Annotated in this window: 15 protein-coding genes; 7 read left to right on the top strand and 8 right to left on the bottom strand. The window is 74.5% G+C overall.

Annotated elements, in window-relative coordinates; all coding sequences use genetic code 11:
• Positions 1-154 precede the first annotated feature (154 nt).
• Positions 155-1,012 carry a sterol desaturase family protein gene (locus ACFV8H_RS12095; RefSeq protein ID WP_380398828.1) on the bottom strand — a complete coding sequence of 286 codons (858 nt, stop codon included), beginning with the start codon at positions 1,010-1,012 and terminating at the stop codon, positions 155-157.
• 360 nt (positions 1,013-1,372) lie between these two features.
• Positions 1,373-2,815 carry a helix-turn-helix domain-containing protein gene (locus ACFV8H_RS12090; RefSeq protein WP_380398826.1) on the bottom strand — a complete coding sequence of 481 codons (1,443 nt, stop codon included), beginning with the start codon at positions 2,813-2,815 and terminating at the stop codon, positions 1,373-1,375.
• A 340-nt stretch (positions 2,816-3,155) separates the two neighbouring features.
• Here ACFV8H_RS12090 and ACFV8H_RS12085 point away from each other — a divergent pair, with 340 nt between their 5' ends.
• The 4 genes from ACFV8H_RS12085 (at position 3,156) to ACFV8H_RS12070 (ending at position 10,529) form a co-directional block, all read left to right on the top strand.
• A complete protein-coding gene (locus ACFV8H_RS12085) occupies positions 3,156-6,362 on the top strand; it encodes a M28 family peptidase (RefSeq protein ID WP_380398824.1) in 3,207 nt (1,068 codons plus the stop codon).
• Positions 6,363-6,592: 230 nt separating this feature from the next.
• Entirely contained in the window at positions 6,593-7,558 is a 966-nt protein-coding gene (locus tag ACFV8H_RS12080; protein ID WP_380398822.1) for an ankyrin repeat domain-containing protein, read from the top strand.
• Positions 7,559-7,670: 112 nt separating this feature from the next.
• A complete protein-coding gene (locus tag ACFV8H_RS12075; protein ID WP_380398887.1) occupies positions 7,671-8,915 on the top strand; it encodes a cytochrome P450 in 1,245 nt (414 codons plus the stop codon).
• A gap of 126 nt (positions 8,916-9,041) precedes the next feature.
• Entirely contained in the window at positions 9,042-10,529 is a 1,488-nt protein-coding gene (locus ACFV8H_RS12070) for an alpha/beta hydrolase (RefSeq protein ID WP_380398820.1), read from the top strand.
• Between the two features lie 82 nt (positions 10,530-10,611).
• Here the strand turns inward: ACFV8H_RS12070 and ACFV8H_RS12065 are convergent, their stop codons facing one another.
• From ACFV8H_RS12065 to ACFV8H_RS12055, 3 genes are all read right to left on the bottom strand, one after another.
• Positions 10,612-11,046, bottom strand: coding sequence for an SSI family serine proteinase inhibitor (locus ACFV8H_RS12065; protein ID WP_380398818.1), 435 nt, complete (start codon positions 11,044-11,046; stop codon positions 10,612-10,614).
• A 156-nt stretch (positions 11,047-11,202) separates the two neighbouring features.
• Positions 11,203-11,817 (bottom strand): hypothetical protein, encoded by a 615-nt coding sequence (locus ACFV8H_RS12060; RefSeq protein WP_380398816.1) that lies wholly within the window; start codon positions 11,815-11,817, stop codon positions 11,203-11,205.
• A gap of 45 nt (positions 11,818-11,862) precedes the next feature.
• Positions 11,863-12,258 carry a cupin domain-containing protein gene (locus ACFV8H_RS12055; protein ID WP_380398815.1) on the bottom strand — a complete coding sequence of 132 codons (396 nt, stop codon included), beginning with the start codon at positions 12,256-12,258 and terminating at the stop codon, positions 11,863-11,865.
• A 52-nt stretch (positions 12,259-12,310) separates the two neighbouring features.
• Between ACFV8H_RS12055 and ACFV8H_RS12050 the strand changes: the two genes are divergently transcribed.
• A complete protein-coding gene (locus tag ACFV8H_RS12050) occupies positions 12,311-13,462 on the top strand; it encodes a GlxA family transcriptional regulator (RefSeq protein ID WP_380398813.1) in 1,152 nt (383 codons plus the stop codon).
• Here the strand turns inward: ACFV8H_RS12050 and ACFV8H_RS12045 are convergent.
• Together ACFV8H_RS12045 and ACFV8H_RS12040 are read right to left on the bottom strand one after the other, a co-directional pair.
• The gene (locus ACFV8H_RS12045) at positions 13,452-14,255 is read right to left on the bottom strand and encodes an alpha/beta fold hydrolase (protein WP_380398885.1); all 804 of its coding nucleotides are present in this window, start codon (positions 14,253-14,255) and stop codon (positions 13,452-13,454) included. The two genes, ACFV8H_RS12050 and ACFV8H_RS12045, sit on opposite strands and share 11 nt — an antisense overlap.
• Before the next feature lie 134 nt (positions 14,256-14,389).
• A complete protein-coding gene (locus ACFV8H_RS12040) occupies positions 14,390-15,271 on the bottom strand; it encodes a CPBP family intramembrane glutamic endopeptidase (protein WP_380398811.1) in 882 nt (293 codons plus the stop codon).
• Positions 15,272-15,460: 189 nt separating this feature from the next.
• On the opposite strand from ACFV8H_RS12040, the gene ACFV8H_RS12035 reads away from it, so the two are divergent.
• Positions 15,461-16,690 (top strand): sensor histidine kinase, encoded by a 1,230-nt coding sequence (locus ACFV8H_RS12035; protein ID WP_380398809.1) that lies wholly within the window; start codon positions 15,461-15,463, stop codon positions 16,688-16,690.
• Positions 16,678-17,427, top strand: a complete 750-nt coding sequence (locus ACFV8H_RS12030; RefSeq protein ID WP_380398807.1) for a LuxR C-terminal-related transcriptional regulator — start codon at positions 16,678-16,680, stop codon at positions 17,425-17,427. Before ACFV8H_RS12035 ends, ACFV8H_RS12030 begins: the two co-directional genes overlap by 13 nt.
• On the opposite strand, the gene ACFV8H_RS12025 is transcribed toward ACFV8H_RS12030, so the two are convergent.
• Complete coding sequence (locus tag ACFV8H_RS12025) at positions 17,313-18,299, bottom strand: threonine/serine dehydratase (protein WP_380398805.1); 987 nt, start codon at positions 18,297-18,299, stop codon at positions 17,313-17,315. The genes ACFV8H_RS12030 and ACFV8H_RS12025 overlap by 115 nt on opposite strands.
• Positions 18,300-18,414 lie beyond the last annotated feature (115 nt).

Raw genomic sequence — 18,414 nt, 5'->3', positions numbered from 1 at the left:
GGCACGGGGCACGGGCGGGGCGGCTGCCCGGGGACCGGTCGGAACGGGGCGGGGCGGTCGGGACGGTCGGGACGGGGGCGGGTGGGAACGGAGGCGGGGGCGGGTGGGAGCGGGGCGGGAGGTCGACGAGCGGGGATGCGGGGGGCCGGTGGGGTCAGACGGACTGCTCGGTGGTCTTCATCCGGCGCCAGGGGTGCAGCAGGGTGGCGCCGAGCTCTCCGGTGGTCGGGAACGCGGCCGGGTCGGTGAGGCCGACCGCTTCCGGGATCCGCCCGGGCCGCCAGGTGAAGCTCCCGAACACGTGGTCCCACAGCGACAGGTCGGAGGCGTAGTGGCCGGCTTCGGCGAGGTCGGTGCTGTGGTGCAGGCGGTGGAGTTCCGGGCCGGCCAGGACGTGGCCGAGCCAGCCGATCCGGACGTCGATGTTGGCGTGAACGAAATACCCCTGTGCCATCACGAATATTCCGACCACGAACACCGAATCCGCCGAGAATCCGATCATCGCCAGCAGGAGTTGGACCACGGACTGGGCGAACAGCACGTCCAGGAAATGGTTGACGCCGTTGTTGGCGACGTTCACCTTGTCCGGCACGTGGTGCACGCCGTGCAGTCGCCAGAGCCAGCGGTTGCGGTGCGACCAGCGGTGCACCAGGTAGTCCCCGAGCGAGCCGATCAGCAGGGCGAGCGGGATCTCCAGCGCGAACGGCAGGGCCGGACGGGCCGGACCGAGCGCCACCACCAGGGTGGTCACCAGCCCCTGGGCCAGCCCTCCGCCCACCATGCTCAGCACGAAGTACACGCCGTACCAGCGCAGTTCACGCCCGCTCGGGTGCCAGTCGGTCCGGTACGGGATCACCCGCTCCAGCACCGCCAGGTAGCAGATGACGGCGATCAGCACGAGCGGGGAGACCTGGTCGGGCGCCCAGTGGAAGCGCAGTGTCGCGACGGCAGTGCACAGCACCCCCAGGAGCAGCAGCGGATGGGCGAGCCGGCGTGCGATGGCTGACAGCACGCTCCCCCTAGTTCTTCGCGGACTAACGAACGGAAACGTCAGAGACTCTAGCGGGAGGCGCAGGCGGGGTCAGTCATTCGACGTGTTAACGCCATGAATAACCCGATCGGAGGAAGATCTGCACACGAAGTTGACAAATCGGCGGCGTGAACGGGGCGTACTCGGGGGCAGGGCGGGTCGAGCCGGAGTGCGGCGCGCGCGATTCCCGTACGGTCCGGCGCCCACGCCCCCTCCGACGCCCACCGCAGGTCGGGGGCCGACGGGCCGGAGGTCGCGCGCCGTCGGGACTGGCCGGTCGGGGCCGGCGGGAGTGGGCGATCGCGGGCCGGCGGGAGTGGCCGGTCGCGGGCCGGCGGGGGCTCAGGAGCCGGCCAGCTCCGCCAACCGGTCGGCGGTCCGCGGCCCGTACCGCGCGAGGCGCTCGCGCAGGCCGCGCAGCTCGTGCCCGACCAGCGCGGGCAGCGCGGCCACCGGCACCGACTCCAGGGCGGGCGCCAGCAGGTCCACGGCCGTGCGCGGATCGTGCGCGCAGGCGTGGCAGTCGGCCGCCCGGACGGTGAACAGCAGCCGGCTGGACGGCAGCTGGGTCGGACCGAGCAGGCCGAGCGCGGTCTCGGTGGCCGCCAGCGCCCGCCGGGCCAGCCGGGGATCGTCCACCGCGGCGGCGAGGTCGCGCAGCGCGGCGGCCGCGGCGGACTCCACCCGCAGCCGCATCGAGGCGATGGACAGCCACGGCACGTCCGCCTCGTCCCGGGCGTCGATGTGCTCCAGGTGCGCCCGGGCCAGTGCGATGTCGCGGACGGTGCCGCGCACGTCCCCGGTCAGGGCCCGGGCCCGGGCCCGGCTGATCCGGCCCATCGCCCCGGCCCAGGGCCGCCCGGGGGCGACCCGGTCGATCTCCCGGGCGTAGCCGAGCGCGGCCACCGGGTCGCCGTCCAGCCGGGCCAGGATGCTGAGGTCGCTGAGCGTGCCGACCTGGGTGGCCCGGTCCCCGGCCAGCCCGGCCCAGGTGAGCGCCCGGTCGAAGCAAGCCATGGCGGTGGCGTTGCGGCCGCCCTGCATCCGCAGGGCCCCGGCGGCGTGGGCGTGTTCGGCGGCCAGCCGGGCCAGCGGGCGGCGCTGGGCGGCGGGGGCGACGGCCAGCCGGGCGAGCACCACGTGCAGGGTGCGTTCGACGGCGGCGACCAGCCCGGCCAGGGCGCCGGTCTCGCCGGCCCGCAGCTGGGCGGCGAGCAGCCCGGCCAGCGCGTGCGCGGTGGCGGCGTCCAGCGGCGGCGCGGTGGCCGGGTCGGCGGCACGGAACTCCTCGCACAGGAGCGCGAGTTCCCCCGGCGGCGGGACGGCGCAGCCCTCGGCGTCGTGCAGCGGGCAGAGCAGTCCGTAGTCCGGCAGCCGGGCCGGGGCGAGCAGGACCGGTTCGACGGGAGTGGGCACGGCGGCGGACCCGGGCCCGAGCGGCACCCCGTCCGGCACCCCGCCGGGCAGCGGCGGCCGGAGCAGGGCGGGGGCGAAGGGAGCCGGCAGCGGTAGTCCGGCGGTCTCGGCGCGCAGACAGGATGCCACCAACTCCCCTCCGGCATTGAGGAGTTCGTCGATCCGCTCGGCCATCCTGGGGGCGACCCGACGGGAGCCGTGCTCGATCTTGCTGACCGCGGTGTGGTCGTAGCCGATGCCCGCGCCGAGCTGCGCCTGGGTGAGTCCGGCCCGGCGCCGCCAGTGCCGCAGCCGGGCGCCGAACTCCCGCCAGGCGCCCGCCTGCTGGACGTCCGGTGGCGAGGCCGGGGCCGAACGGTTCCGGTGCACGGCTGTCCTCCCCCTGTACGCCCCCGACGCGGGGCCCTGGGACGAGTCCGACGAGTCCGACGAGGAGGACGGTACTCGATGGCTCCCCTCCCGTACATGAGGTGGTCTCAACCACTGAGGGGAAAGCCCAGCTTGACGCGAAACGGCACCCGCACCTTGACGGAATTTGCCAACCCTATGCAGAGCCTGCACCAGCCATTGACCCGGGCATGACGCCATGTGAGTGTTCGGGCACCCGAGCGCGGACGGCCCGCACGGCCGTCCCCCCAGAAGCGGCCCGCGGTGCGCCCACCAGCCTTTCCCGTCCGCGGTCGAGGACCCCCACTCGCGAGGAGCCTCGATGCAACGCAGAGTTTCCCCAGGCAGGTTGCTCACCACGGCGACCACCCTGACCGTACTGGCCGGCCTGATCGGCGCCACCGCCGGGGCGGCCACCGCCGCGCCCACCCCCTCCCCCGCACCACCCAGCGCCCTGGCCGCCGCCGTGAACGCCGCCGACGCGGCCGCCGCGGCCGGCACCGACGCCCTGGCCAAGGGACCGGGCGAGACCTACGAGCGCAAGGCCGTCACCCCCTGGCTGAACGGCCTCTACTCGGTCTCGTACGAGCGCAGTTACCGCGGCCTGCCCGTGGTCGGCGGCGACGCCGTGGTGCTCGCCGACGGCAAGGGCACCGTGCGCGGCCTCCAGTCGGCCGCCACCGGGCCGGTCGGCGGCTCGATCACCCCGCAGATCAGCGCGGCGAACGCGGAGAGGACCGCGCGGACCAAGCTGCCCGTCGTCGACCAGGTCGAGTCCCGCCGCCTGGTCGTCCGGGTCAAGGACGGCGCCGGCCGGCTCGCCTGGGAGACCGTGCTCAAGGGCCGCACCGAGACCGCGCCCAGCCACCTGCACGTCTTCGTCGACGCCGCCACCGGCGAGGTCGTCGACAGCTACGACGACGTCGAGGCCGGCACCGTCAACAGCAAGTGGAACGGCCCCGGCCCGCTGACCATCAGCACCACCAACTCCGGCGGCTCGTACGCGCTGCGCGACCCGAGCCGGCCCGGCCTGTCCTGCTCCGACAACGACACCGGCCAGGTGTTCACCAAGTCCTCCGACTCCTGGGGCAACGGCAACCCGTCCAGCCGGGAGACCGGCTGCGGCGACGCCATGTGGGCGGCCCAGAAGGAATGGGACATGCTCCGCGACTGGCTCGGCCGCAACGGCCACGACGGCAACGGCGGCAGCTGGCCGATCAAGATGGGCCTCAACGACGTCAACGCCTACTGGGACGGCAGCTCCGTCTCGATCGGCCACAACCAGGCCGGCGAGTGGATAGCCGCCCAGGACGTCGTCGGCCACGAGTTCGGCCACGGCATCGACCAGTACACCCCCGGCGGCGCCAACAACGAGAACGGCCTCGGCGAGGGCACCGGCGACATCTTCGGCGCGCTCACCAAGGAGTACAACAACGAGCCCGCGCCGTACGACTACCCCGACTACCAGGTCGGCCGCGTGATCAACCTGGTCGGCCAGGGCCCGATCCGCAACCTCTACCAGCCCTCGCTGGTCAACAACGACCCGAACTGCTACTCCTCCTCGATCCCGAGCACCGAGGTGCACGCGGCCGCCGGACCGCTGAACCACTGGTTCTACCTGCTGTCCAACGGCTCCAACCCGGGCGGCGGCAAGCCCACCAGCCCGACCTGCAACAACTCCAGCGTCACCGGCATCGGCGTCAAGCAGGCCGGCCAGGTCTGGTACGGCGGCATGCTGCTCAAGACCAGCGGCATGACCTACAAGCGGTACCGCACCACCACCCTGACCGCGGCCAAGAACCTCGACCCGAGCTGCACCTTCTTCAACCGCGCCAAGGCCGCCTGGGACGCCGTCAGTGTGCCCGCGCAGAGCGGTGACCCGACCTGCACGCCGTCCGGCAACAACGACTTCTCGCTCGCGCTCGGCCCGGCCGCCGGCTCCGTCCAGCCCGGCTCGTCGACCACCGCGACGGTCTCCACCGCCGTCACCTCCGGCACCGCGCAGACCGTCAACCTGACGGCCACCGGCGCCCCGACCGGGGTCACCGCGACGGTCAGCCCGTCCTCCGTGCAGACCGGCGGGTCCGCGACGCTGACCCTGGCCGCCTCCTCCGGTGCCCCCGCCGGCACCTACGTGATCACCGTGACCGGCACCGCCGGCGCGGCCACCCACACCGCCCAGTACACCCTGACCGTCGGCGGCGGCGGCACGCCCGGCGGGCCGGCCCCGGACATCGACGTGGCCAAGATCCAGGCCGACCTGGCCCAGCTGAACACCATCGCCAACCAGAACGGCGGCAACCGCCGGGCGGGCAGCGCCGGCCACAGCCAGTCCCTGGCGTACATCAAGGGCAAGCTCCAGGCGGCCGGCTTCCAGGTCAGCGAGCAGACCTGCACCTCCTGCACCTACCAGTCCAACAACCTGGTCGCCGACTGGCCCGGCGGCCCGTCCGACCAGGTCACCATGCTCGGCGCCCACCTGGACAGCGTCTCGGCCGGCCCCGGCATCAACGACAACGGCTCCGGCTCCGCCGTCCTGCTGGAGAACGCCCTCGCGCTCGCCCAGCAGAACCCCACCCTCACCCGGCACGTCCGCTTCGCCTGGTGGACCGGTGAGGAGCAGGGCCTCCAGGGCTCCCAGTACTACGTCGGCCAGCTGGGCTCCACCCAGCGCTCCGCGATCAAGGCCTACTACAACTTCGACATGGTCGGCTCGCCCAACGCCGGCTACTTCATCAACAACCTCACCGCCGCGGCCTCCGCGCCGATGAAGGCCTACTGGGACTCGCTCAACCTCCAGCCCGAGGAGAACGTCGAGGGCGTGGGCCGCTCCGACGACTACTCCTTCCAGCAGGCCGGCGTCCCGACCTCCGGCTACGCGGCCGGCGCCAGCGCCGTCAAGACCTCCGCGCAGGCCGCCAAGTGGGGCGGCTCGGCCGGGCAGTCCTACGACTCCTGCTACCACCAGTCCTGCGACACCACCTCCAACGTCGACGCCACCGTGCTCAAGCGCAACGCCAACGGCGTGGCCTACACCATCTGGAAGACCTCGGTCGGCGGCACCACCCCGGCCAACGACTTCTCCGTCTCGGTGAACCCGGCCACCGCCACCGTCAAGCCCGGCGCCTCCGCCACGGCCACCGTCGCCACCGCCACCACCTCCGGCTCCGCCCAGACGGTCAACCTGACCGCCTCCGGCGCCCCGGCCGGCGTCACCGTCTCCTTCAACCCCTCCTCCGTCCAGTCCGGCGCCTCCGCCACCATGACCGTCGCCACCGCGACCAGCACCGCGGCCGGCACCTACAGCATCACCGTCACCGGAACCGGCTCCGCCACCCACACCACCAGCTTCACCCTGGTCGTCGGCAGCGGAACCCCCGACCCCGGCAACGCCTGGACCCCCGGCACCACCTACCAGGCCGGCGACGTCGTCACCTACAACGGCGTCAGCTACCGCTGCATCCAGGGCCACACCGCCCAGGTCGGCTGGGAGCCGCCGATCGTCCCCGCCCTCTGGCAGCAGCTGTGACCCACCCGGGCCACCCTGCCTGACACCCCAGAACCGCTGCGCCGCGATCCGTCGAGGGGGACGGACCGCGGCGCAGCCGCGTCCGCGGCCCGCGGGCGGGCCGGGGGTTGGGGCCCGGCCTGCTGCATTGTCGGACCCATGTGCTTCCGTGTACGGAGGAGCAGCCGGCAGCCACCGGACAGAGCGGCCGCCGACAACCAGACGCACGGACAAAGGGCACGGGAGGCACGATGACGGGCTGGGCGGGTGTGACCTGGGACAGCTGGCGGGACGCCGAGGAGATCCGCGCGCGCCTCGCCGCGGGCGCCGACCCGGAGGACTGGGGCTTCGGCCAGCGGCCCCTGCACCGGGCCGCGTCCTACGGGTCCCCCGAGGTGATCACCGAACTCGCCGCCCGGGTGGCGGACGTGGATGCGCCGCAGGACGGGACCACGGCGCTGTGGGAGGCCGTCCTCGCCGGCCGGCCGGACAACGCCCGCGCCCTGGCCGCCGCCGGGGCCGATCCCTGGCGCCCCCAGCTCGGCGGCTGGTCGCCCGGTCGGCTCGCGCTGGCCGGGCCGGTCCCCGACCTGTTCCCCGTCCCGGCCGGGGAGCCCGGGCTGACGGCGGCCGAGCAGGCCACCGCCCGGAACGCCCGCCAACTCCTCGCGAACCTCGGCGACTTCCACTACGAGGGCACCGGCCTCGCCTGCGTGGCCGGCATCGACGCCGCCGAGGCGGTCCGGCGGCTCTCCGGCGAGCCGGTGGGCGAGGAGTTCATGGCGGACTTCCTCGACGACCCGTACGACCACGACCAGGACGACAGCCTGCTCCTGGTCGGCGTCACGACCGTGCCCGGCGGCTGCATCGTCACCCAGCCCTGGGGCTACACCCCGTCCACCCCGGGCGTCATGGCCCGGCTGACGGCCGGCACCTTCGGTTACGGCATGTACGCCAATCCCAAGAGCGGGAACCAGGGCGGCATCCACCGCGACGGCGTCACGGAAGACTGGGACCTCCACCCCGGCGGCGGGCCCCTCCCCGGTCACACCCCCGAGGAGGTCCTCACCGGGTACCTCTACCACTACAAGGCGATCGCCTACGCCTGTGCCTTCGCCGGCCTGCACCCCACCGACGCCCGAGCCGTCACCGGGCCCGCCGACGTCTGGATACGCCTGCCCGCTCTGGACTACTGGAAGGAGCCGACCGACCAGTGAGTGGACCGGTCGGCGAAGTGACCGGGTGTCACCGCGCGGCGACGCGGCTGACGTAGAGTCGGGCGCCGGGGCGGGTCCGCCCTGCCCTTCGTCGGCCGAGTCGAGGAGAACCCTGGTGACCACGGACACCGTGCCCGTGCCGGAACTGGCCCCCGAGGCCGTCGAGGAGTGGCGGGCGGAGGAGGCGGAACTGGTCGAGTTGCTCGCGCGGGCGCAGCGCGGCGTCGGCGGGATCGCCGCGTTCCGGCTCGGGCCGACGCCCACCGTGCTGGTGACCGATCCGGCCGCGGTGCAGCACGTGCTGGGGCACCACCCCGACCGGTACGTGAAGCGGTCGCACCGGGCCCGGATGCTGGTCGGCGACGGCGTGCTGTCCGCCACCGGGGAGGCCTGGAAGCGGCAACGGCGGCTGTTGCAGTCGCAGTTCACGGGCACCGGGATGCGCCGCTACGAGCAGCGGATCGCCGCCGCCGCACGCCGCACCGCCGCGCGCTGGGAGGGGTACCGGCGCAGCGGGGAGACCTTCGACGTGGCCGAGGAGATGCGCGGCTTCGCCCTGGACACCGTCTGGCGGGCGCTCACCGGGCTGCCGCTCGACGACCGCACGGACGCCGAACTGCGCTCGGTGGAACGGGTGGTGGCCGCGATGCCGACACTGCCGACCAACGCCGCCGACGCCCGGGACACCGTCGCCGAGGACCTCGCCCGGATCGACGCCGTCGCCCAGGCCGCGATCGACGCGGCCCGCGGCGCCGCCGACCTCCCGGAGCCGGGGGTGCTGCGCGTCCTGCTCGACGCCGCCGACCAACACCCCGAGTACACGGACCGGTTGATCCGCGACGAGCTGGTCACCCTGCTGGTCGCGGGCCACGAGACCACCGCCACCACGCTCACCTGGCTGTTCCTGCTGCTCGACGACAACCCCGGGGCCCGGCAGGCCGACCCCCAGGCCCTGGTCAGCGAGACCCTCCGGCTCTACCCCTCCGCCTGGCTGCTCCCCCGGCACGCCGTCGAGGACGACGTGCTCGCCGGCCACCGCATCGCCGCCGGGACGGACGTGCTGGTCTGCCCCTACCTCACCCACCGCGACCCGGCGCTGTGGCCGGACCCGGAGCGCTTCGACCCCGCCCGCTTCGCCCCCGACGGCGCCCGTCCCGCCCAGCTCGGCGCCTACCTCCCCTTCGGCCTCGGCGCCCGCGCCTGCCTGGGCACCCAGTTCGCCCTCCGGGAGACCACCGCCCTGCTGGACCTCCTGCTCCCCCTCGGCCCCCTGGAGTTCCGCTCCCGCCCGACCGGGGCGGCCTACAGCATCACCGTCCGCCCGAACGGCCCGACCCCCGCCGCCTTCCGCCGGTAGGTCCCGCTCAACCGCCGGGTGGAGAGCAGCAGTTGGCTCTCCACCCGGCTCCACTCAACGTCTCCACCCGACGCCTCCACCCGACGTCCGAGGCCCCTCGCCGCCCACCGGCCTACCGTCGAAGACATGACCGCGTTCACGCGCCGCACGGCCGCCGCCGGCGGCCTGTTGCTCTCCCTGGCCCTCCTGCCGACCGCCGTCGCGCCCTCGCCGGCCGAAGCCGCACCCGCCGCCCTCTCCTGGGGCGCCTGCCCGGCGCCGACCCCGAACGCCAACGGCACGCCGTTCCCGCGCGACCCGCGCCAGCAGTGCGCGACGCTGCGCGTCCCCCGCGACTACCGGCACCCCGGCTCCGGCAGCATCACGCTCACCGTCTCCCGGATCCGCACCGCCGACCCGGCCCACCGGCGCGGCGACCTCGTCGTGGTCCCCGGCGGCCCGGGCGGCTCCGGCCTCGACTACCCCGGGGCGGCCGTCGGCTTCCTTCCGCCCGAGGTCCTGCGCTCCTACGACCTGATCGGCTTCGACGAGCGGGGCGTCGGCAACAGCACGCCGGTGCACTGCGACCTGCCGGCCGCCGACCGCGCCGCCCAGCTCAACTACCCCTTCCCGGCGCCCGACGGCTCGATCACCGCCAACCTGGCCTACGCCCGCCGGATCGCCGACACCTGCGCGGCCACCGCCGGCCCGTACCTCGCCGACATCACCACCACCAACTCGGCCCGCGACCTGGACCGGATCCGGGCCGCGCTCGGGCAGCGCCGGATCTCCTACCTGGGCACCTCCTACGCCACCTACCTGGGCCAGGTCTACGCCAGTCTCTTCCCCGCCGGCGCCGACCACGTGGTCCTGGACAGCACCGTGGCCCCCGGCGGCGAGCAGCAGGCGATCGGCCTGTTCAGCGAGGGCACCGAGGACGCCTTCCCGGCCCTGGCCCGCTACCTCGCCGACCGCGACGCGGCCCTCCACCTGGGCGCCACCCCCGGCGCCGTCCGGGCGAGCTACCTGCGGCTCGCCGCCGAACTCGACCGCGACCCCCTCGTCCTGTCGGACGGCCGGGTGCTGGACGGCGTCAAGCTGCGGGCCGTCACCTACTCCTCGCTGAACAACCCGCGCTACTACCCGCTGGCCGCCGCCGTCCTGGAGCGGGCCGCCACCCGGTCGACCTCGGTGTCGGACGGCGGCTCCGGCACCAACCCGCTCCCCACCGTCATCCCGGACAACTTCGTCGCCGCTCAGGACGCGGTGATCTGCGGCGACTCCGCGTGGCCGCGCGACCCCGCCGGCTACGCCGCGCGCACCGCCGCCGACCGGCGGCGCTACCCCCTGACCGCCGGCATGTCCGGCAACGTCTGGCCGTGCGCCTTCTGGCACTACCGCCCCGAGGAGCCGCAGGTCCGCCCGAACGCCGACGGGCCGCGCGACATCCTGATGCTCCAGAACCGCTACGACCCCTCCACCCCGTACTCCGGAGCCCGCCGGACCCACGCGGCCTTCGGCCACCGCGCCGCCATGGTGACGGTCGACGCGACCGGCCACGGCATCGACTTCACCGACCCCCTCGTCCGCGACCCGCTCACGACCTTCCTCCTCCACGACCGCCTCCCCGGCTGACGTGGAAGCGCCCCTCCCCCCGGAACGACGAAGTCCAGGGGGAGGGGCGCTGCCATGCCGTGGGCAGGTGTCACATCCGGGCTCAGAAGCCGAAGACGTCCCCGGTGTACTTGGTCAGCGTGCTGCCGTTGGCGTAGGTGTGCGACCAGGTGACGGCAGTGGCGCCCCAGTTGCCCTGGGCGGTGGCGGTGACCGGGGCCTGCTGGGCCGTGGGCAGCCAGGTCGGGTGGACCAGCAGCTTGGCGAAGTCGCCGTTGACGCCGGCCAGTTCGTTGCAGGCGGCGGTCGGGTCGGCGACCGTGCCGGTGCCGGTGACGGTTAAGCCGGCGCCGGACTGGACGGCGGTACAGGACAGGTCCGCCGAGGTGGTGTTGCCGGCGGCGTCGGTCCTGGTCAGGTGGACCGAGCCGAGCTGCGTCGCGTCCGTGGTGAGGGCCTGGGCGGTGCCGGTGGTGAGGATCACCGTGGCCGCGCCGGCCGCGAGCAGGCCGGTGACCACCGTTGCGATGCGTCGCATGAGCAGTGCCTTTCCTTCGTGCTGCCCGGGCCATCCGTGCCCGGGCAGGCTGTGGGCACCACACAACCAGCCGTCGGTGCGCGAGGAGTGAAGATCACCCGAACTCCTATGTCAGGTTCACGCCAATCATTTCGGCCACCCACCGGCGGGTGCGGCTCACGCCTCCAGGCGCAGCGCCGGAGTGCCCGTGGTGCGGGTGAGGAAGTGCAGCAGGTGGGCGAAGCCGCGGGCGTCGTCGATGGCCTTGTGGGTGTGCGGGACGTCGCCCAGCCAGTGCGGCGGCAGCTTCGGCGAGGCCAGGTCCGCCGGCGGGCGGCCGGTCAGGGCCGCCGTGTAGGTGCGCAGGCACAGCGCCGGCCCGTGGAAGAGGCGGTCCTCCTCGTACGGCCCCTGGTGCAGTCCGTACGGGGTGAACCGGCGCAGGTAGTAGTCGATCCACGTCCCGTCGAAGGAGACCGGCGCGGCGGCGAAGGCCCGCGGCCCGGGCAGCGACCGGACCCACTCCACGTACCTGGCCATCACCTGGGCGACCGGCTGCGGGTCCGCGGTCGCGGCCTCCCAGGTGCCCGGCTCGGAGTCGAACCACTCCTTGGTCCGCGGGTTCGGCGCGGCGCCGGGGAGCGGTTCGAGGACGGCCTCGAACTCGCCGAGCGTCCGCCCGTCCGTCGTCGTGGCGACGGAGGCGAAGGACCGCATCGAGTTGGCGCCGGCCCACGGGCCGTCCACCTCGATGTCCGTCACCACGTAGGTCCAGTCACTGGGTTCAGTCATGCTCCCGACGCTACCGGTGCCCTCCCGGCGGCCTGGATCCGGCCGTCAGGTGTCCAGGGCGTGACCGGTGGTCGCGTCGACATGGGCCGGGACGGGGTCGTGGCGGTCGCCGACCGTGGGGGTGCCGGTGGGTTCGAACATCAGGATCGCGGCGCCGTCCGGGGCCTGCGGCTTGTGCTCGGTGCCGCGCGGGACGGTGAAGACGGAGCCCTTCGGGAGCAGCACGGTGCGTTCGCCGGCGGGTTCGCGCAGGGAGATGCGGAGTTCGCCGTCGAGGACGAGGAAGAACTCGTCGGTGTCGTCGTGGGCGTGCCAGACGTGTTCGCCGTGGACCTTGGCGATCCGGACGTCGTAGTCGTTGACGCGGGTGACGATGCGGGGGCTCCACAGGGCGTCGAAGGAGGCCAGGGCCTGGCCGAGGGCGATGGGTCGGTTGCTCATGCGCCCATCCTGGGCCGCCCCGGCCGCCCGGCGTGAGTGCTAGAAATGGCACATGTCGCAAGGATCCTCGCAGCCGCAGCCGCACTCGCCGCCACAGCCACAGCCGCAACCGCCGCCGCACCCCCCGACGACCGGCCCGCACCGGGTGGTCGTGATCGTCGACGCCAACTCGAACCCCTTCGAACTCGGCTGCGCCACCGAGGTGTTCGGCCTGCGCAGGCCGGAGGTCGGCCGTGAGCTGTACGACTTCCGGCTCTGCTCCCCCGAGCCCAGCACCCTGATGCGGGACGGGTTCTTCACCCTCACCGGGGTCGCCGGCCTGGAGGCGGCCGACACGGCGGACACCCTGATCGTCCCGAACCGGCCCGACGTCGAGGTGCCGCGCCGCCCCGCCGTACTGGAGGCCGTCCGGCGGGCGCACGCGCGGGGCGCGCGGCTGGTCGGGTTCTGCAGCGGCGCCTTCACGATGGCCGAGGCCGGGGTCCTGGACGGGCGGCGGGCCACCGCGCACTGGCAGTGGGCGGACGACTTCCGGGCCCGCTTCCCGTCCGTCCACCTCGAACCGGACGTGCTGTTCGTGGACGACGGCGACATCCTGACGGCCGCGGGCAGCGCGGCCGCGCTCGACCTGGGCCTGCACGTGGTGCGCCGCGACCACGGTGCCGAGATCGCCAACGCGGTGAGCCGTCGGCTGGTCTTCGCGGCCCACCGGGACGGCGGGCAGCGGCAGTTCGTGGAGCGGCCGGTGCCCGAGCGGACGGACGAGTCGCTGGCGCCGCTGCTGGCCTGGGCGCAGGAACGGCTGGACGCACCGCTCACCGTCGCCGACCTGGCGGCGCGCGCGGCGGTCAGCCCGGCCACGCTGCACCGCCGGTTCCGCGCCCAGTTGGGCACCACACCGCTGGCCTGGCTCACCGGGGAACGGGTGGGCCTGGCCTGCCGGCTGATCGAGCGGGGCGAGTCCCGGATGGAGGTGGTCGCGCGCCGCAGCGGGCTGGGCACGGCCGCCAACCTGCGGGTGCTGGTACGCCGGGAGACGGGCATCTCGCCGTCGGCCTACCGGCACCGGTTCGGGCCGGAGGCGTCCCCGCGGACGGAGACCGCTCCGGCCTGGACGCCACCCCCCGGGACGCCACCCCCCGGGACGGCGGGCACCGGGCCAGCGGGCACCGGGCCAGCGGGCAGCGACCCGCTCAGCCGGTGATCCCGGCGAGGAAGGCCGCGAGTACGGCGTGCAGCGCCTCCGGCCGCTCCAGGTGCAGGTCGTGCCCGGTGCCGGGGATGCTGACGGCCATGGTGGCGGGGCCCCGGCGGAGCATCTCATCGGCCTCCGCCGCCGGGACGAACCCGGACTGGCCCAGGACGACCAGGGTGGGGCAGGCGATCCGCGCCCACTCCGCCAGGAAGGACCGCTGGGTGAGCTCCGTCAGCGAGTCCACCATCACGTCCCGGTCGAAGCGCGGCCACCAGCCGCCGTCGCGTTCCTCCAGCCCGGCCGCCCAGCCCGCGCCCACCGGCCCGCCGCCGAGGAACTCGACGGCCGCCTCGCGGGCGGGGAACGGCGTCGGCCAGGAGTCGAGCCAGTCGCCGACCTCCCCGGCCACGTCCGGGTTCGGCCCGCCCGGGCCGGCCTCGACGAGCACCAGCCCGCCGACGAGTGCGGGGTGCGCGGCGGCGGTCAGCATGGCCGTGTGCCCGCCGAGCGACTGCCCGGCCAGGACCGGCCGTCGCAGCCCCAACTGCTCGACGACGGCCACCACATCGGCGACGTAGGCGGCACGCGAGACCTCCGGCGGGCGGCGCTCGCTCGCGCCGTGTCCGCGCTGGTCGACCGCGACGACCCGGTGGCTGATGCTCAACTCCGCGGCCAGCGCGTCCCATTCACCCGCGTGCCCGGCCAGCCCGTGCAGCAGCACGACGGGCCGGCCCGGCCCGCCCCGGTCCCGGCAGACGAGCCGAACACCGTCACGCTCCACCAGCCGCTCGGACCATCCCACGTCGGGCCGTACCGCCTCGGGCTGCGCCACGTCGGGCCGTAGCGCACCGGTCCCTGCCTCATCGGTCCGTGCCACGTCGTCGTACCTCCAGGGAATCGGGCGGACCCCGATCATGGCGCAACGCCCGGCCCCGCTCAACGGAGTTGCCCGTTCCGCAGCGCCGGGCCCCGGCCGGCACTCCGCCGGTGGGCCAGCCAGCCGACCAGCACCACGAGGGCGGTCACCGGCCAGGTCGAGATGCTCAACGGGCCGGCGAGCAGCGGGTCGACGATCCGGTCCGAGACCTCGCGGGTCAGCGGCAGCGTGAACTCGTTGAGCGACAGGTGCGCCGCGACGGCCGCCCACACCGACCCGGTGGACAAGCGGACGGCGGCGATGACCGTCCCCAGCAGCATGGCCGTCACCACGGCGACGGGTATGCCCAGCAGCACCGAATGGCCGGGGTAGCTCCCACCGAGCGCCGTCATCGGGACGTGCCAGGCCCCCCAGATCGCGCCGCCGATCAGCAGGCCGCGGGTCCGGCCGTAGCGCAGCAGTCGGGGCAACAGGTAACCCTGCCAGCCGAGTTCCTCGCCGAAGTACAGCGGTACGGACACCAGCGCGCTCAGCACCAGCGGCACGACCGTGCCGGGCCCGGGCAGGTGCGCGGGGGTGTACCAGCCGGTGAGCGTGGCGACGGTCAGACCGGCCGCGGTGAGACCGAGCGGAATCGTCAACGCGACGGCCACGGAGCGGAGTTCGTTCCGCCAGGGAGTGGACCGGGCGAGCCCGAGCAGCCGCAGCGCCTGGCGCGGGCCCCGGCCCCGCACGGTGAGGCCGAAGGCGGTCAGGGCCGGCACCAGCATCATCAGGACCATGCAGACCGCCGCCAGCCGTGGCGTCCCCTGTGCGGCGCTCGTCCGGCGGAGTCCGTCCAGCCAGAGCGGGACCATGGTGATCCAGGCGCCGACGAAACTGATCGTCAGGAACAGCACCAGCTCGGAGCGCGAGCCGTCCGAAGTGTTCGTTCGTTTCATGGCCGTGACGCTACGAACCGCGGGCGGACCGGGACGATCGTGCAGGCGCGTCGACCGATGGTGTAGCACGCTCCACTGCGTCGGGAGCCCGAGGAGGGGAGACTGGCCGCCGTGAACGAGACTTCGATGACGCGGGCGTCGCGGGCGGGCGCGACGCGCTCGGCCCGTGCCGCCGGGTACTGCGCTGCCGTGTTCGTCCGTGGACTGGCCCTGCTCGTCCTGGTGCCCGTCCTCCTGTACTCGGCGGCGCTCTGCCTGGTCGGCGTGGGCCTGCTCGTCCTGCCGCCCGAACTCCGGCTGCTGCGGTGGCTCGCCGACGGCGAACGCGCCCTCCTGGGGCGGTGGACGGCGAACTCTCCGGCACCGGCCGGACCGCACCCCCGCAGGCGCCTGACGGCGGCCCTCTCCGACCCGGCGACCGGCCGCGACCTGCGCTGGGCGCCCGTCATGGCGGTCGTCGGCACCGCGCTCGGGCTGCTCGGCACGGCGCTGTTCCTGTTCCCGGCGGCCGTGCTCGCGCTCGTCGGCCTGTGGTGGCTGTTCCCGGCCGACGATCCGATCAGGCCGCTCCTGAACGTCCCGGTCGACAGCTGGGGGTCCGCGCTCTACGCCGGGGTCCCCCAGTTCCTGCTGAGCATGCTGCTCGCCCTGTTCGGCCCGCCCCTGCTCGCCAGGACGGCGGCCGCGCTGAGCCGGTGGCTGCTCGCCCCCTCGGCCGCCGCGGTCCTCGCCGAGCGCGTGTCCACGCTGGACCGGACCCGCACCGGAGCGATCGCCGCGCACGGCGACGAGCTGCGCCGCATCGAGCGGGACCTGCACGACGGCACCCAGGCCCGGCTGGTCACCCTCGCCATGCAACTCGGGCTCGCCGAACGGACGCTCGGCTCCGACCCCGCCGCAGTCGGCCCGCTGCTGACCCGGGCCCGGGAGGGCGCCGAGGAGGCGATGGCCGAATTGCGCGACGTGCTGCGGTCCGTCTACCCGCCGGTCCTCGCCGACCGGGGCCTGGCCGGCGCGGTCTCAGCGGTCGTCGCCCGCTGCCCGGTGCCCGCCACCGTGGAGGTCGGTGAACTCGGCGACGTACCGGCCCAGATCGAGGTCGCCGTGTACTTCGCCGTCACCGAGGCGCTCACCAACGCGGCCAAGCACGCCGACGCCCGCGCCGTGACCGTCACCCTGGCCAGGACGGGCGCCACCCTGCGGGCGGAGATCACCGACGACGGCCGGGGCGGCGCGGCCGAGGCCGGGGCCGACGGCGGCACCGGGCTGCGCGGAGCCGGACGACACACCGCCGGACCGCACGGCACCGGACTGCGCGGCATCCGGCAGCGCGTCGAGGCCGTCGACGGCGTCCTGCTGGTCCGGAGCCCGGCCGGCGGCCCCACCGTGATCACCGTGGAGTGCCCGTGCGCATCGTGATCGCCGAGGACAACGCGCTGCTCGCGCAGGGGCTCACCGCGCTGCTGGAGGCCCTGGGGAACCAGGTGCTCGCCACCACCGGGGACGCCGAGTCCTTCCTGGCGGCCGCCGTCACCCACCGGCCGGACGTGGCCGTGGTGGACGTCCGACTCCCGCCCTCCTTCACCGACGAGGGCATCAGGGCCGCGCTGCACGCCCGGGAGCGCGTCCCCGGGCTGCCGATCCTCGTGCTCTCCCAGTACGTCGAGGACACCTACGCCCGGGAGCTGCTCGCCGACGGCACCGGCGTCGGCTATCTGCTCAAGGACCGGGTCGCCCGCGTCGACGACTTCCTCGACGCGCTCCACCGGGTCGCGGCCGGCGGCACGGCGCTGGACCCGGACGTGGTCCGGCAGCTGCTCGCGACGCGCACCGACCCGCTGTCCCGGCTCACCGAGCGCGAACGCGAGGTCCTCGCGCTGATGGCCCAGGGGTACGGCAACTCCGAGATCGCCGGTCGCCTCGTGGTCACCGAGCGGGCCGTGCACAAGCACGTCGGGAACATCTTCCTGAAACTCGACCTCCCGCCCGAGGACAGCGGCGACCGGCGCGTCCTCGCCGTCCTCACCCACCTCGGAGCCCCTCAGCGCCCCCCGGCGGCGGGCCCGACGCCCGGGGTCGTGACCACCAGGTCGGACGGATCGGTGTTGGCCCCGCACAACACCACACAGACCTTCTCGCCGGGCTCGGGCCGGTAGCCGCCGGCCTGGCCGTTCAGCGCCGCCAGGGCGGTGGCGGCGCCGTGCTCGACGGCCACCCGGCGGTCCTCCCACAGGGCACGGCGCGCGCCGATGATCTCCTCGTCCGGCACCAACACACTCCGCACACCGCCCAGTTGGGCGACGCCGAGCGCCGTGGCCGAGACCCGCCGGGCCCCGAGCGAATCCGCGGCGACCGAGTCCACCGGCACGTCCACCGGGCGGCCCGCCGCCAGCGCGGCGTTCAGCGCCCGGGAGTTCCCCGGCTCCACCGCGACCGTCCGCACGCCGTGCTCCCGGGCGGCGGTGGCGACCCCCGCGAACAGCCCGCCGCCGCCGACCGCGACCACCACGGTGTCCAGGCCGGGGATCCGGTCCCGGATCTCCTCCAGCAGCGTGCCCGCCCCGGCCGCGATCAGCGGGTGGTCGTAGGCGTGCGCCGCGAGCGCACCGCCGACCGCCGCGAACTCCGCACAGGCCGCCAGGGCCTCCGCGTACTCCGAACCCACCAGCCGCACGTCGGCGCCGTACCCGCGCAGCTTGGACACCTTCACCGCCGGCGCCGTGGCCGGCACGAACACCGTCGCCCGCACGCCCAGCTGCCGGGCCGCCCAGGCACACGCCAGCCCGGCGTTCCCGCCGGAGGCGATGGTCACCCCCGCCTCGGGCAGGGTGCCGGCCTCACCGTGGGCCCGGAGGAAGTTCTGCGCACCACGGGCCTTGAACGACCCGGTGTGCTGCATGAACTCCAGCGCCAGCCACACCTCACCGGGCTCCGTACGCTCCTCGACCGCCGCCAGGGCGACCGGGCGAACGTGCCCGGCGATCCGCTCGCCGGCGGCCTCGATGTCGCCATAGGTGAGTTCGCGCATGTCCCTGCTCCCTTGTCGTTCGACCGCCACGCCGACCGCCGCGTCGACCGCCCTCGACGCCCTGCGTCGCGACGCACGACTCGCACCCGGCACCGGCCCACCCTAGATCACCAAC

Origin of the sequence: Kitasatospora sp. NPDC059827 (genome assembly GCF_042731675.1) — a bacterium.
GTDB lineage: Bacteria > Actinomycetota > Actinomycetes > Streptomycetales > Streptomycetaceae > Kitasatospora.
Note: the sequence above shows the minus strand (reverse complement) of the source record. Positions and strands in the feature narration are given on the sequence as shown.

Excerpts from the sequence above, each read along its gene's own strand:
- ACFV8H_RS12060 (WP_380398816.1), bottom strand. The coding sequence starts at position 11,817 with ATGACTGAACCCAGTGACTGGACCTACGTGGTGACGGACATCGAGGTG.
- ACFV8H_RS12065 (WP_380398818.1), bottom strand. The coding sequence starts at position 11,046 with ATGCGACGCATCGCAACGGTGGTCACCGGCCTGCTCGCGGCCGGCGCG.
- ACFV8H_RS12085 (WP_380398824.1), top strand. The coding sequence starts at position 3,156 with ATGCAACGCAGAGTTTCCCCAGGCAGGTTGCTCACCACGGCGACCACC.
- ACFV8H_RS12025 (WP_380398805.1), bottom strand. The coding sequence starts at position 18,299 with ATGCGCGAACTCACCTATGGCGACATCGAGGCCGCCGGCGAGCGGATC.
- ACFV8H_RS12080 (WP_380398822.1), top strand. The coding sequence starts at position 6,593 with ATGACGGGCTGGGCGGGTGTGACCTGGGACAGCTGGCGGGACGCCGAG.
- ACFV8H_RS12050 (WP_380398813.1), top strand. The coding sequence starts at position 12,311 with ATGTCGCAAGGATCCTCGCAGCCGCAGCCGCACTCGCCGCCACAGCCA.
- ACFV8H_RS12070 (WP_380398820.1), top strand. The coding sequence starts at position 9,042 with ATGACCGCGTTCACGCGCCGCACGGCCGCCGCCGGCGGCCTGTTGCTC.
- ACFV8H_RS12040 (WP_380398811.1), bottom strand. The coding sequence starts at position 15,271 with ATGAAACGAACGAACACTTCGGACGGCTCGCGCTCCGAGCTGGTGCTG.
- ACFV8H_RS12055 (WP_380398815.1), bottom strand. The coding sequence starts at position 12,258 with ATGAGCAACCGACCCATCGCCCTCGGCCAGGCCCTGGCCTCCTTCGAC.